This window comes from Geobacter pickeringii, assembly GCF_000817955.1.
GTDB lineage: Bacteria > Desulfobacterota > Desulfuromonadia > Geobacterales > Geobacteraceae > Geobacter > Geobacter pickeringii.
Genome location: NZ_CP009788.1, coordinates 1058402 through 1071564, shown reverse-complemented (window position 1 = coordinate 1071564; position 13163 = coordinate 1058402). Strand labels below are relative to the sequence as shown.

Here is a 13163-nt window from a genome sequence, read left to right as displayed (position 1 = left end):
CCGGCTTCATGCCGACCCGTTTCACCTGCAAACTGTGGAGCGCTGCCCGCCGGGAGCCCGGACTCGCCAGGGGGCTATCCAGCCAGCCGGAACTGCCCGACGAGGCGCTGGAGATCCTCGGCCAGGCGGTTGAGCTGGTTGGCTGCCTCCGCCGTCTCCTGGGCGCCCCGGGCGGTATGGTGGACCACGTCGGTGATCTCCTGCATGTTGCGGCTGATCTCGCTGGTGGTGGCGGTCTGTTCTTCGGCGGCGGTGGCAATCTGGTTCACCTGCATCGCCACGGAGTTTATCTGCGCCAGGATCTCCCGAAGCGCCTCCCCCGACTTGCCGGCTTCCGCGGTGCCGCGCCCCACCTCCTGCACCCCCTCCTCCATGGAGGCGACCGCCCCCCGCGTTTCGGCCTGGATCGACTTGATCATCTCGCCGATCTCCCGCGTCGCCCGGGTGGTCCGCTCCGCCAGGGCCCGCACCTCGTCGGCCACCACGGCGAACCCGCGCCCCTGTTCCCCGGCCCGGGCCGCCTCGATGGCGGCGTTCAGCGCCAGGAGATTGGTCTGGTCGGCGATATCCTCTATGGTGCCGATGATGGCGCCGATCTGGTCGCTCCGGCTCCCGAGGCTCTCGACGGTGCGGGCCGACTCCGTCACCCGCTCGGCAATGCGGGTCATGACCACCACCGTCCCCTCCACCACCGCCACCCCGCCAGTGGCAGAAGATGTGGCGTGCCGGGCCCCGTCCGCCGCCATGGCGCAGTTCTGGGCGATCTCCGCAGAGGTCGCCGCCATCTCCTCTCCGGCGATGGCGACGGTTCCCGCCTGGGAGGCGACCTCCTCGGCCCCGGTGGCCATCTGCTCCGAGGTGCCGTAGACCTGGGATGCGGCGGTCGCCAGTTGGGCCGTGTTCTGGGCGACCCGCAGGATGATTCCGTGGAGCTTCTCGATGAAGATATTGAAGAGCGAGCAGATCTCGCCCAGTTCGTCACGGCTGCCGGCATCGAGGCGCTTGGTCAGGTCTCCCTCCCCCTCGGCCACGTCCTTCAGCATGACGAGGATGCCGTTGAGGGGGCGCATGATGCTCGCCACCAGGAAGAGCCCCCCGATCCCCGCCAGCAGGAGCAGGACCGTCGAAATGGCAATGCTGGCCACCAGTTTGTTCCGGGCCTCGCCGGCGAGCCTGGTCGCCGTCTCCTTCAGGCTGGCGGAGAGGAGATCATCCACCTCCTTCATGGAGTCGATCTTCCGGGTGATGGCGGCGAACCACGCCTGGGGCTCGACGCCGAAGTTCCCCGTGGCATGCCTGTCGATGGCGATGCGGCGCATCTCCTCCACCGGCCGGCTGACCTCCCCCCCCACCTTCTCCCGGAATGCGGTCCGGAAGCGTTCCGAGGCGTAGAAATTGAACTGGTTCAGGTAGGTTTCCTGGGCGGCGAGGACCGAGACGAAACGCCGGTAGCTTTCATCATCGAAGCCGTTGGCGGTGAACACGCCGTTGAGGGTCGCCCGCTCCCGCCCAGCCTGTTCCTTGGCCGAAAGGAGGGCCACGTAGGCGGCCGCCTGGCTCGTCAGTTCATGGTGGTCGCTCGCCTCGACGACGGTATTCGCCACATCGATGAGGGTGCCGATGGTTCCCGAATAGTAGGCAACGGCGTCCTTCACCGGAAGGGCGAGGGAGGAAACCGCCGTCCGGGTCTCCTCCAGCTTACCGAGCCGGCCGGCAGCCGCCTGGAGCGGCTCCCTCAGCATCGCCAGACGCTCCACGCCGGCGGCGGCCTCCCCCTTGAACGCGGCAATCCGGGCATCGGTCACCCGGCGCTGGAGCGGGAGCTCTTCGCGGAACGTCGCTCCCCCCGAGGCGAGATAACCGGCCGTCATCCCCCGCTCCTTCTGGAGCTCGTGAATAGCGGCGCTCGCCTTCACCGTCAGTTCCGCCACGGCAGCTACCGTCTTAATCCTGGTCATGAGCCGGTACGCCGAAACGATCTCCTTCGCCGCGAAATAAAGCAGTCCGACCGCCGGCAGCAGAAGTATCAGCAGCAGCTTTACCCTGATTTTCATGGATCCCTCCTTAGGGGCAACGGCATCGCATCGGATAAGTACTCTTTCATCTCATCGGAATTTTCCCGGCAAACTTTAGAGAGAGAGGCGCCGCCGGCTCCTCCGCGTAAAAAAAGAGGCCCGCGGAAAACCGACGGGCCCCGTACCCCGGCGAAGCCGGAGGAGCGAAGGATGCCGTTACGCCAGCCGGAACTGCCCCACGAGCTGCCTGAGTTCCTCGGCCAGGCTGCTGAGCTGGCTCGCTGCGGCGGCCGACTCCAGGGCGCCCTGGGCCGTATGCTTCACGACGCCGTTGATCTCCTGCATGGTTGCGCTGATCTCGCAGGTGGTGGCGGTCTGCTCCTCGGCGGCGACGGAGATCTGGTTCACCTGGAGGGCGACGGCGCTGATCTGGTCGAGAATGCTCCGGAGCGCCTCCCCCGAGCGGGCAGCCTCGGTGGTGCCGGTCTCCACGTCGTGCACCCCCTCCTCCATGGCGGAAACCGCCAACCGGGTCTCCGCCTGGATCCCCTTGATCATCTGGGCGATCTCCTTGGTGGCCGTGGTGGTCCGCTCGGCCAGGGCCCGCACCTCGTCGGCAACCACGGCGAAGCCCCGTCCCTGCTCTCCGGCCCGGGCCGCCTCGATGGCGGCGTTCAGCGCCAGGAGGTTCGTCTGGTCGGCAATCTCCTCGATGGTGCCGACAATCTCGCCGATCTGGTCGCTCCGGCTCCCAAGGCTCTCCACCTTTCGGGCCGACCCCTTCACCCGGTCGGCGATCCGGTTCATGACCGTGACGGTATGCTCCACCACGGTGGTGCCGTCCGTGGCCGCATCGGCGGCCTGCTGGGCACCCTCGGCGGCCACGGCGCAGTTGCGGGCGATGTCGGCGGAGGTCGCCGCCATCTCCTCCCCGGCCGTGGCGGCGGTCCCCGCCTGGTCGGCAACCTGCTCGGCGCCGCCGGCCATGATCTCGGATGAGCCGCGGACCTGGGTCGAGGCCGCCGCCAGCTGCGCCACCGTCTGGGAAACCACGGAAATTATCCCGTGGAGCTTGTCCATGAAGGTGTTGAACGACCGGCTCATCTCCCCCACCTCGTTCGCTTCCAGATAGTCGAGCCGCTTGGTCAGGTCCCCCTCCCCTTCGGCCACGTCGCGGAGCATGTCGTGCATCCGGTCGAGGGGCCTGAACAGGTGATGGACCACAAACCGGGCGATAATCCCCGCCACCAGGATGATCAGGAGGGCGATGCCGGCGACGACCCACTTGAGATTGTCATAGGAGGCGAAGAACTCGCTCTTCCTGACCCCGACGTAGAGGGCGCCGATCACCTCCCCCTGGGGGTTCCTGATGGGGTCGTAGGCGGCGAAGTAGGGGACGTCGAGGACCTCCACCTCTCCCCGGAACGGTTTCCCCTCGCGAAGGACCGTTTCGTAGGCGGGACCCTGGAGTCTGGTCCCCACCGCCCGGGAGCCGTCGGGCTTCAGCACGTTGGTGGAGACCCGGGTATCCCCCAGAAAGATGGTGGCGGTCCCCCCCGCCAGCTCCTTCAGCTTGTCGGGAAGCTCGTAGTTGCCGTTGACGACGTACTCTCCCGCCTTCAGCTTCCCGTCGGCCGCCGAAAAGGTCCCTCCCTTTTGTCGCAGCAACTCCCAGAGCGTCTTGAGGCGCGTCTCCTGGGAGATCATCGCCTGATGCCGCAGTTCGCGGTTGAACTCGAAGAGGCAGGCCGCCGTCACGCTCGCCAGGGCGAGACCCACCACCATCACGTTCACCGCTATGAATTTCGTTCTGATCTTCATCCATGCTCTCCTTCGACACCGCAGAATCTGCGACCGCGCCGACCGGCCTGGTTCGGACAACGACCGCATTTACCGTTATCGGAGCAGACGGCGTTACACTTTAATGTATACGCCGTAACATAACGTATACATTATTACGTCACCATGGAGGGCAGCTGCGACGGCTTTCAAGAAGATCCAACCGCGCGAAGAGTGCCGTCCAAACGCGAGAAGGCCCCGGACTGCTCCGGGGCCTTCTCGACCACTGCCAAATGTTTGCGGCGGACGTCACTCCTCCCCCTTCTCCAGGGTGAGGACGTAGTAGCCGTCGGTCTCCTTGAGGCCGAGGAGCTTGTGCCCCTCCGCCTTGAGGCTCCGGGGGACGTTTTTCACCGGCTCGCCGTCGTCGAGGAGGAACTCGATCACCGCGCCGGTGTCGACCATCTCCAGCGCCAGCTTGGCCTTGACGAAGTTGGTGGGGCAGGTCACCCCGCGCAGATCGACCGTCGTCATGGTGCTCACCTCTCCTTTCCGATCTGGGTTGCAATGGCCTGAGGGGGGATGGTGGCGTCCACCACGAAGCCGGGAAACCGCTCCCGCAGATGGCCCAGAAGCGCAGCGGCCCCTTCGGCGCGGATCACGTCGCCGAGCCTGATCCTCCCCTCCCCTTCGGCCTTCTCCTTGTACCAGTCGAGCACCGCGGTGATGAAGTCGACCACCCGATCCTCCGGCAGGAACTCGGCGAAGAGGGTGCCCACCAGGGGGCGCCGCCCCCACTTGCCGCCGATCCGCACCGTGTACCCCTTCTTCTCCGTCTTCCACGCCTCGGTGGGGCAGACCTTGACGCAGTCGCCGCAGTAGAGGCAGTTGTCGCCGGTGAAGACGGGGCGCTTCGCGTCGTCCATGGCGATGGCCCCCTCGGTGCACGACTTGGCGCAGAGGCCGCAGCCGATGCAGTCGTCCTGCTCCAGCACCGGCCAGATGGCTCCCTGGAACCCGACGTCGTTGGTGGCCGACTTGGGACAGTCGAAGGGGCAGCCGGCAAAGCCGACCTTGAACTTGTGGTGGCCGGTGGGGGTCCCGAAGAGCTTCTCGTCCACCTCCAGGGCCGACTTCTGGGTGTCGACAAGGCCGTTGGGGTTGTACTCGCAGCCGCCACAGGCGGTGGGGACCCGGACCCGGGCGCCGCAGGAGGCGACCTTCTGGGTCCCTTCCCCCAGCTCCGCCACCACGGCGTCGAAATCCTTGAAGTTGATGTTGATCAGCTCCACCGACTGGCGGACCGAGAGATGCACCATCCCCTGGCCGTACTTCTCCGCCACCTCGGCGATCTTCTTCAGCCGCCCCACCGGCAGCCGCCCGCCGGGTACCCGCAGCCGCACGGTGAAGAGGTCTTTCCCCCGCTCCTTGATGAAGCCGCCGGCCTTGAGGTTCTTCAGGTCGATGGCGGTGCTCTTTTTCTCGTCAGACATGGGTAAATCTCCTTTCAGCCCGAAAGGAACAATCTGCCACAGAGACACGGAGACACAGAGATCTTATTCTTGTGAGTAAAAATCTCTCTGTGATTTCCTCCGTGTCTCTGTGCCTCTGTGGCGGAAGTTCCGTCTTCGTATTTATTCCACGATCTCGATCGGCTCCGGCTCCACCACCCCGTCGACGATGCGGAACGACTTCACGTCGGGCTCCGCCCCGGCCAGGGAGACGATGACGTAAGAAACGCCGGGGGTGAGGGCCAGGCGGATATCCTCCTCCGACGGCCGGGCCGGGCTCTCCGGGTGGGAGTGGTAGACGGCGAGCATCGCAAGCCCCCGGCTGCGGAGCTCCTTCACCACGGCGAACTGCTCCTTCGGATCCATCATGAAGTGCTCGTTGCTCCGGTCGGTGTTGGCCATCCGGAAGATGGCCGAAACGGCGCCGTCGATGCCGCCGAGGATGCCGCACGCCTCGATGGGGAAGTCGGCCCGGGCGTGGGCGATGAGGTCGTCGTAAATGTTGTGCGGAATTTTCAGCATCGCAAAACCTCCAAATCTGTCACGGAGACACAGAGATCAGCCTAACCCATGTTCAATCTTCTCTGTGTCTCTGTGTCTCCGTGGCAAAAATTCATGCTTTCTCCAGGTCGCAGACGTTCAGCGCATCGAGCTCGTCCACCAGCTCCGTCACGGTGGGGTTCTCGCCGCAGACCGGGCAGGTGGCGCTCTTCTTCACCGGCACCTCGCGGAAGCGCATCCGCAGGGCGTTGTAGGTGAGGAGCCGGCCGGTGAGGAGCTCCCCCTGGCCGAGCAGGTGCTTGATCGCCTCGGTGGCCTGGATGGTGCCGAGCACCCCGGGGAGGACGCCGATGACCCCAGCCTGGGAGCAGGTGGGGATGGCATCCTTGGGGGGCGGAGCCGGGAAGATGCAGCGGTAGCAGGGGGATTCCCCCGGCTTCACCGTCATGGTCTGGCCGTCGAACTGGAGGATGCCGCCGTGGGAGTACGGTTTCCCCGCCATGACGCAGGCGTCGTTGATGAGGAACTTGGCGGCGAAGTTGTCGGTGCCGTCGATGACGAAGTCGTAGTCGGCGATGATCCGGGCGATGTTGGCGGCGGAGATCCACTCCTGGTAGGTCCGCACCGTCACGTCGGGGTTCATGGCCTCCATCTTCTCCCGGGCCGACTCCACCTTCGGCTTCCCTACGTCGGCGGTGAAGTGGATCACCTGCCGCTGGAGGTTGGAGAGGTCCACCACGTCGGCGTCGGCGATGCCGATGGTGCCGACCCCGGCCGCGGCCAGGTAGAGGGCGATGGGGGCCCCGAGGCCGCCGGCGCCGATCACCATCACCTTCCCGTCCAGGAGCTTCTTCTGCCCCTTTCCGCCTACCTCCTTCAGGATGATGTGGCGGGAGTAGCGCTCGATCTGCTGGTCAGTGAACATCTAGTGTCCCCCGCCCATAAAGTAAAGAAACTCCACGCTGTCACCATCTTTCACTGTGGTGGCGTCAAACGCCTCCCGCTCCAGCACCTCGCCGTTCAGCTCCACCGTCACGTACTCGGCCTGGGCCACCGTGAGCGCCGAGAGGAGCTCGGTCACGTTCAGGCTTTCCGCGCCATCCACCGTGGAAGGTTTTCCGTTTACCGTCAGGTTCATATCGATCTCCTTTACGTTAGTGTTCAAAAAACAATACTTCTGCCACAGAGACACAGAGCCACGGAGAAAATCGCAGAGAGGCTCTTATTCATAAAATCTCTGTGTCTCCGTGACTCTGTGGCAGATTGCTTTTTTCCGTTTCAACAGCCTGCCAACGCTTCCCCGAAGTCCTCGATGATGTCGTCAATGGCCTCGATGCCGACGGAGACGCGGATCATCTCCTCGCTCACCCCCATGAGGGCTTTCTCCTCGGGACCGAAGTCGGCGCAGATGGTGCTGGCGGGGTGGATCACCAGGGTCTTGGCATCGCCGATGTTGGCCAGGTTCTTGGCCAGGCGCAGGCCGTCGATGCAGCGGAAGGCGGCCCCCTTGTCGGCCAGGCCGAAGGTGAGGAGCGCCCCGTAGCGGCCGCCGAACTGCGCTTTGGCGGTCTCGTGCCACGGCGAGCTGGCAAGGCCGGGATAGTTGACCCACGCCACCGTGGGGTGGGCGGCCAGGAACTCCGCCAGGCGCTGGGCGTTTGCGCAGTGGCGCTCCATCCGCAGCGCCATGGTCTCGATCCCCTCGGAGAAGAGGTAGGAGTTCATGGGGGCGGGACAGGCGCCGAGATCTTTGTGGATGAGCTTCCGGGCCCGGGCGGTGAAGGCGAACTGGCGGAACTTCTTCACGAACGGCTCGAAGTGGGGATAGCTCGCCCGCTTCCAGTCGAAGGTGCCGCAGTCGATGATCGCCCCGCCGATGGCGCTGCCGGTGCCGTTGATGTACTTGCTGGTGGAGTGGACGACGATGTCGGCCCCCAGTTCCTTCACCCGGCCGAGGACCGGGGTGGTAACGGTGGCGTCCACCACAAGGGGAACGCCGGCCTCCCGGGCGATCTCCGCCAGGGCCGCCAGGTCGGGGACGTCGAGCCGCGGGTTCCCCATGGTTTCCACGAAGATGAGGCGGGTTCGCTCGGTGACGGCGGCGCGCATGGCGCCGAGGTCGCTCGGGTCGACGAAGCGGGTGGCGATGCCGTAGTTGGAGAGGGTGTCGCGGAAGAGGGAAAAGGTGCCGCCGAAGAGCGAGGCGGAGGAGAGGATCTCGTCGCCGCTGCGGACGATGGTCAGCACCGCCAGGGTGATGGCCGCCATCCCCGACGAGGTGGCGATGGCCGAGATCCCCCCTTCCAGCAGCGTCAGACGGCGCTCCAGGCTCTCGGTGGTCGGGTTGTTGATCCGGGTGTAGACGTGCCCCACCTGCCGGCCGCGGAAGATGTCTTCCAGGTCTTCGGCGGTGTCATGGGCGAAGGAGGAGGACTGGACGATGGGAACCGTGGTGGCCCCCGCCGGGCCGGGCTCCAGGCCGCCGTGGATCAGCAGCGTGTCGAGGCGAAATTCCCGTTTCATGACCTTATTCTCCCCCCTGCACTGACGGTCTCCCGGCGGTCGGCTGGCCGCCGTAATGTCCACTGAATCAATTTGCATCAAAAAATATATTATTTGACCATACGAGTCAAGATAAAACCCACAAATACCCCGCACATATTACCGCACAAAACAGAGGACAATTCCGACAAGCATGACTTTAATTATCAAAAACCACATTTCCGCCACAGAGCCACGAAGACACAGAGGAAATCACCGGGAATCGGTTCGTTTCGCCGTGTCCCCCAGGGGTGCCGGGGAATCTCCCGGGAAAGAAGTCCCGCAAAAAAGCAGGGTGTCGGTGCGACAGGAGATCGGCTCCAGAGGCTGCCCGGGTGAATCGGGGAACGCGGGCGATAAAAAAAGGGGAACCGTTCGGTCCCCCCTCGTGCAGGCTGGTGCGCCAATTTTTTACCGTCAGACGCGTCCGGCTCCCCTGAGCGGCAGCCGCCGGACCCGCGTCCCGGTGGCCGCGAAAAACGCGTTGCAGATGGCGGGAACCACCGGCGGCACCCCCGGCTCCCCCACCCCGGTCGGCAGATCGTCGCTCGCCACCAGGTGGACGTGGGTTTCGACGGGAGCATCACCCATGCGCGCCACGGGGTAGTCGTGGTAGTTGCTCTGCCGGACCGCGCCGTTGGCGGCGGTGATCTCCCCCATGAGGGCGATGCTCGCGGCAAAGACCGCGGCCCCCTCGAACTGGGCCCGCACCCGCTCGGGATGCACCACCCGCCCCGCATCCAGGGCCACATCGACCCGGGGGATCCGGATTCCTCCCTTGTCGTCCACCTCCAGCTCCACCACCACCGCGACGGAGGTAAGGAAGCTGCGGTGGGCGGCAAAGCCGAAGCCATGCCCCGGAGCCGGCTTCTTCTTTCCCCACCCCGAGCGCTCCGCCACCAGCTCCACCACCCGCCGCAGGCGTCCCGTGTCCCACGGGTAGCGGTCCAGGGGCTTGCCGTAGTTGACGTTTTTCGTCCCCTCAGACCCGAAGTCGATCCGCCGCTGCGGGCCGAGCAGCTGCAGGAAGTAGTCGACCCGGTCCCGCCCTGCGGCGGCGGCCAGCTCGTCGAAGAACGACTGGACCCCGAAGCAGTGGTAGATGTTGGCCACGGAGCGGAGCCAGCCGATCCGGACGTGGCTCTGTGCCGGCCCGTTCTCGGCCCGGAGGTTCGGGATGGCGAAGGGGACGTCGATCCATCCCTGGGCCAGCTCGCCGTCGCCGCCGTAACGCTGGGCGGCATCGAAGGTGGAGCCGATGGGGGGGAAGACGCAGCGCTGGAGCCAGGCGGTCGGGATCCCCGCGGCGTCGGTGGCCGCCTTGAAATACATGGCCGCCACCGAGTGGTAGTAATCGAAGCGGATGTCGTCCTCGCGGCTCCAGGCCACCTTCACCGGCTTCCCGAGCTTCTTCGAGAGGATCGCCGCCTCGGCCACGTAATCGGGCTTCGATTTGCGGCCGAAGGCCCCGCCAAGGAGCGTCACGTGGCAGATCACGTCCTTCTTGCCGATGCCGAGCGCCTTTGCCACCGTATCCTGGACCGCCTGGGGATTCTGGGTGGCGGTCCAGACCGTGACCGCGCCGCTGCGGTAGTCGGCCACCGCCGCCGGCGGCTCCATGGAGGCGTGGGCCAGGTGCGGAAGATAGTACTCCGCCTCGTGCAGCCGGGCAGCCCGGGCGAAAGCGGCATCCACGTCGCCGATGTTCCGCACGACCTTCTGCGGCTTGCGCGCCGCCTCCTGCAGCGATTTCCGGAAGGCTTCCGAGTCATAGCCGGCGTTGGGACCCGGCTCCCACGTCGCCTTCAGCTTCCGGCGCCCCTGAAGGGCAGCCCACGAGCTGTCGGCAATCACCGCCACTCCCCCCAGCGCCTGAAAGCCGTAGGGGGGGCGGGCCGCGTCGATCACCGCCGTCCCCCGCACCCCGGCCACCCGCCGGGCCTGCCTGTCGTCGAACGACGCGAGCCTCCCCCCCAGGACCGGCGACCGCTCGATGGCCGCATGAACCATCCCCGGAATCCGGGCGTCGTAGCCGAAGATGGCCTTGCCGGTGCAGATATCCACCATATCCACGATCGGCACCCCCTTCCCGATATAGCGGAACTCGGCCGGCGTCTTGAACCGCAGTTCTCCCGCGGCCGGCACCGCCTGCCGGGAAGCGTCGGCCACCAGCTCGCCGTAGCCGAGGCGCCGGCCACTGGCGGCGTGGACGACCTCGTGCCGCTCGCCCCGGCATTGCGCGGCGGGCACCCCCCACCGGGCCGCGGCGGCCCGCTCCAGCATCAGCCGCCCCGTGGCCCCCACGGTGCGGAAGGCGTCATAGAAGTCGCGGATCGACTTGGAGCCGTCCGTATTCTGGTCCCCGTAGCGCGGATCGCCGAGCGCCTGCTCGACCCTCACCCGCTGCCAGTCGGCATCCAACTCGTCGGCCGCCACCATCGGCAGCGCGGTCCGGATTCCGGTCCCCATCTCCGACCGGTGGGTGATGATGATGACGGTGCCGCCGGGCTCGATCCCGAGATAGACGCCAGGGTGCCAGAGGGCGCCCCCCGCGGCGGCAGCGTCGGCTGGCCCGCCGGGGAAAAGCCGGGCAGAGAGGACGAAGGCGCCGGCCGAGACCAGGGTCCCCAGGAATTCACGCCGGGTGACGACTACCACGCCGCTCATGGCTTCCCTCCCTTCGCCGCCAGGACGATGGCCTGGCGGATCCGCTGGTAGGTCCCGCAGCGGCAGATGTTCCCCTGCATCGCCTCCTCGATGTCGCGCTCCGTCGGATGCGGCTTCTGTCGCAGCAGCGACGCCGCCTGCATGATCTGCCCCCCCTGGCAGTAGCCGCACTGGGGAACGTCGCACGCCTGCCACGCCTTCTGCACCGGATGATCGCCGTGGGGGCTCAACCCTTCGATGGTGACCACCCGTTTGCCGGCCATGCTCCCCATCTTCGTGATGCAGCTGCGCGTCGCCACACCGTCCAGGTGCACCGTGCAGGCGCCGCAGACCCCGGCGCCGCAGCCGTACTTCGTCCCGGTCAGCTGCAGCAGGTCGCGCAGATACCAGAGCAGCGGCATTTCCGGATCGCCGCCGTACCGGTGCTGAACTCCGTTCACGGTGAATGAAATCCGTTTCATGGCGTCTCCTTTCCGTTTTCGGGGATGGCGGAAGGGCCGGCACGCTTCACGGGGAGGGGGGGGAAATCGCAGAGATCAGGGAGGATTGGAGGAGGAAATAATGCAGTGGAGAGCCGGCCGTTTTTCCGGCAATTGTATCGCAGATTTCTTCCGGTGCACGGCGGCCATGAACCGGAAGACGATTTCGGGGGGGGCTGTTCCGTCAGCAGCCGTCGGCGCCGGACCAGCGGATGTTCCGCTCCCGGAGCCATTCGGTGATCATCCCGGAGGCGCAGCCGACGCCGGCATCCACCCTGATGGCCGCCACGGGGCAGTTCCGGGCGCAGGCGCCGCACTCCATGCAGAGGTCCCGGTCCGCCAGCGCGGCCTTCCCTCCGTCCAGCCAGAACACCCCGTGGGGGCAGACCTCCGGGCAGCGGCCGCAGCCGATGCAGGCAGCACGGTCCAGTTCCAGCGTCGCCACGTTTTTCAGATGCGAAAAGCCTCTCATCCCTTCTCTCCTCTCAGACGAACCGCCCCGCCAGCCAGACGATGATGCCGGCCAGGACGGCGAGCCCCATGGCCGGCAGGGAACGCCGCATCTCCTTCTTCACCCCGGAACGGGAGGTGAAGGGGGTGCTCCCGGTGAAGTTCAGGGCGTAGAACGAACTCACCGCCGGGAGGCAGAGAAAGGCCGCCACCGCCGTCGTCCGGTCCCAGCCGCTGCCGCCGGCGAGGAGGTACCAGAGGAGGCTCCACGCCATCCCCGCCGCCACCCCCTTCACCGCAAAGCTCCGGGTCGGGAGCCAGGGGAGGAGCAACGGCGTCACGGCAGCCCCCGCCGCGACCCCCCCGAGGTAGGCCGCTGCCGGCGCCAGCGGGGAGCCGGCGAGCAACCCGGCCGCCACGAGGACCGCCACGATCGCCAGCGTCGCCGGCAGGGAGCTCACCAGCTCCACCGGCACCAGCACGAGCCGCTCCCGGAGGGTGAAGGTCAGCTCCCGCATGGCCGGCGTGGTGACCATGCCGTTATCGAGAAACTCCGGGAGGTCCGTGGCACGGATCGTCGCGTACCGGACCCCGAACCCCGTCCCCTGCTTTATGACGTGGGCCGCCACCCCCGGCGCCCCGAGGATCGGCAGGAGGAGGAGCCGATGCTGCACCACCTGGTGGAGTCCGGTCTGCCAGATCCGCTGCACCAGCTCCACGGTGCCGAAGGTCCCCTTCCCCGCCGCGCACCAGACGTTGATCCCGTGGGTCTCCAGGACGAGGAGCCAGACGCGGCGGCCGGCAAGGGCCCGCCGGACGAGGTCGTAGCTCATCTTGTAGTTGGCGGTCACCACCACCGGATCGTCCGCGCCGGGATCTCCTATGGCGTACAGCCCGGGCGGCACCAGGTACGACATCCGGCCGATCCCCCAGCGGGCCTTCCAGGCGCCGAGGCGGTCCGCGAACCCCAGCTCCGACGAAACCTGGGGCACCCGGCCGGCAGGGGTCGCGAGCCACTGCACGAAGCCGGGGACGTTCTCATTGATCTCCCCGCCGACCGCGAGGGTTTTCGGGCCTCAGCAGGGTGGCGCGTCGCCGGCGGCTCCGCCGCCGCAGCCGGAAGCACCGGTCCCTTCGGCCTTTTCCCGGCTCTCATCTCCACACGTCTGGCGTTCCATGATTTTCTCCTTGACCGTTACCATTAGCTTATCGAATTTTCC

At 66.6% G+C, this 13163-nt stretch carries 12 protein-coding genes; all 12 read right to left on the bottom strand.

What is annotated here, in order from left to right:
- Positions 1-74: 74 nt before the first annotated feature.
- The 12 genes from GPICK_RS04870 to hgcA all read right to left on the bottom strand — a co-directional run bounded on the left by GPICK_RS04870 (position 75) and on the right by hgcA (position 13145).
- Complete coding sequence (locus GPICK_RS04870) at positions 75-2054, bottom strand: methyl-accepting chemotaxis protein (RefSeq protein ID WP_039740974.1); 1980 nt, start codon at positions 2052-2054, stop codon at positions 75-77.
- Positions 2055-2231: 177 nt separating this feature from the next.
- Positions 2232-3836: a methyl-accepting chemotaxis protein gene (locus GPICK_RS04865; protein ID WP_039740972.1), complete on the bottom strand. Its 1605-nt coding sequence runs from the start codon at positions 3834-3836 to the stop codon at positions 2232-2234.
- Between the two features lie 267 nt (positions 3837-4103).
- Positions 4104-4328, bottom strand: a complete 225-nt coding sequence (locus GPICK_RS04860) for a sulfurtransferase TusA family protein (RefSeq protein ID WP_039740971.1) — start codon at positions 4326-4328, stop codon at positions 4104-4106.
- Positions 4329-4333: 5 nt separating this feature from the next.
- On the bottom strand, positions 4334-5287 hold the full coding sequence (locus tag GPICK_RS04855; protein WP_039740968.1) for a 4Fe-4S dicluster domain-containing protein: 954 nt from the start codon (positions 5285-5287) through the stop codon (positions 4334-4336).
- Positions 5288-5428: 141 nt separating this feature from the next.
- Positions 5429-5827, bottom strand: a complete 399-nt coding sequence (locus GPICK_RS04850; protein ID WP_039740965.1) for a M67 family metallopeptidase — start codon at positions 5825-5827, stop codon at positions 5429-5431.
- 91 nt (positions 5828-5918) lie between these two features.
- Positions 5919-6731 carry a HesA/MoeB/ThiF family protein gene (locus GPICK_RS04845; RefSeq protein WP_039740963.1) on the bottom strand — a complete coding sequence of 271 codons (813 nt, stop codon included), beginning with the start codon at positions 6729-6731 and terminating at the stop codon, positions 5919-5921.
- On the bottom strand, positions 6732-6944 hold the full coding sequence (gene thiS / locus GPICK_RS04840; RefSeq protein WP_039740961.1) for a sulfur carrier protein ThiS: 213 nt from the start codon (positions 6942-6944) through the stop codon (positions 6732-6734).
- Positions 6945-7084: 140 nt separating this feature from the next.
- Entirely contained in the window at positions 7085-8329 is a 1245-nt protein-coding gene (locus GPICK_RS04835; protein WP_039740959.1) for an O-acetylhomoserine aminocarboxypropyltransferase/cysteine synthase family protein, read from the bottom strand.
- 435 nt (positions 8330-8764) lie between these two features.
- Positions 8765-11014 (bottom strand): xanthine dehydrogenase family protein molybdopterin-binding subunit, encoded by a 2250-nt coding sequence (locus tag GPICK_RS04830; RefSeq protein ID WP_039740957.1) that lies wholly within the window; start codon positions 11012-11014, stop codon positions 8765-8767.
- Entirely contained in the window at positions 11011-11475 is a 465-nt protein-coding gene (locus GPICK_RS04825; protein WP_039740955.1) for a (2Fe-2S)-binding protein, read from the bottom strand. The genes GPICK_RS04830 and GPICK_RS04825 overlap by 4 nt, the downstream gene beginning before the upstream one ends.
- 202 nt (positions 11476-11677) lie before the next feature.
- Positions 11678-11965, bottom strand: coding sequence for a mercury methylation ferredoxin HgcB (gene hgcB / locus GPICK_RS04820; protein ID WP_039740952.1), 288 nt, complete (start codon positions 11963-11965; stop codon positions 11678-11680).
- A 13-nt stretch (positions 11966-11978) separates the two neighbouring features.
- Positions 11979-13145: a mercury methylation corrinoid protein HgcA gene (gene hgcA, locus GPICK_RS04815; protein WP_250697413.1), complete on the bottom strand. Its 1167-nt coding sequence runs from the start codon at positions 13143-13145 to the stop codon at positions 11979-11981.
- Positions 13146-13163: the final 18 nt, after the last annotated feature.

What these genes read in the sequence shown, in the direction of transcription:
- GPICK_RS04870 (WP_039740974.1), bottom strand. Translation starts at nt 2,054, where the DNA reads ATGAAAATCAGGGTAAAGCTGCTGCTGATACTTCTGCTGCCGGCGGTC.
- GPICK_RS04865 (WP_039740972.1), bottom strand. Translation starts at nt 3,836, where the DNA reads ATGAAGATCAGAACGAAATTCATAGCGGTGAACGTGATGGTGGTGGGT.
- GPICK_RS04860 (WP_039740971.1), bottom strand. Translation starts at nt 4,328, where the DNA reads ATGACGACGGTCGATCTGCGCGGGGTGACCTGCCCCACCAACTTCGTC.
- GPICK_RS04855 (WP_039740968.1), bottom strand. Translation starts at nt 5,287, where the DNA reads ATGTCTGACGAGAAAAAGAGCACCGCCATCGACCTGAAGAACCTCAAG.
- GPICK_RS04850 (WP_039740965.1), bottom strand. Translation starts at nt 5,827, where the DNA reads ATGCTGAAAATTCCGCACAACATTTACGACGACCTCATCGCCCACGCC.
- GPICK_RS04845 (WP_039740963.1), bottom strand. Translation starts at nt 6,731, where the DNA reads ATGTTCACTGACCAGCAGATCGAGCGCTACTCCCGCCACATCATCCTG.
- thiS (WP_039740961.1), bottom strand. Translation starts at nt 6,944, where the DNA reads ATGAACCTGACGGTAAACGGAAAACCTTCCACGGTGGATGGCGCGGAA.
- GPICK_RS04835 (WP_039740959.1), bottom strand. Translation starts at nt 8,329, where the DNA reads ATGAAACGGGAATTTCGCCTCGACACGCTGCTGATCCACGGCGGCCTG.
- GPICK_RS04830 (WP_039740957.1), bottom strand. Translation starts at nt 11,014, where the DNA reads ATGAGCGGCGTGGTAGTCGTCACCCGGCGTGAATTCCTGGGGACCCTG.
- GPICK_RS04825 (WP_039740955.1), bottom strand. Translation starts at nt 11,475, where the DNA reads ATGAAACGGATTTCATTCACCGTGAACGGAGTTCAGCACCGGTACGGC.
- hgcB (WP_039740952.1), bottom strand. Translation starts at nt 11,965, where the DNA reads ATGAGAGGCTTTTCGCATCTGAAAAACGTGGCGACGCTGGAACTGGAC.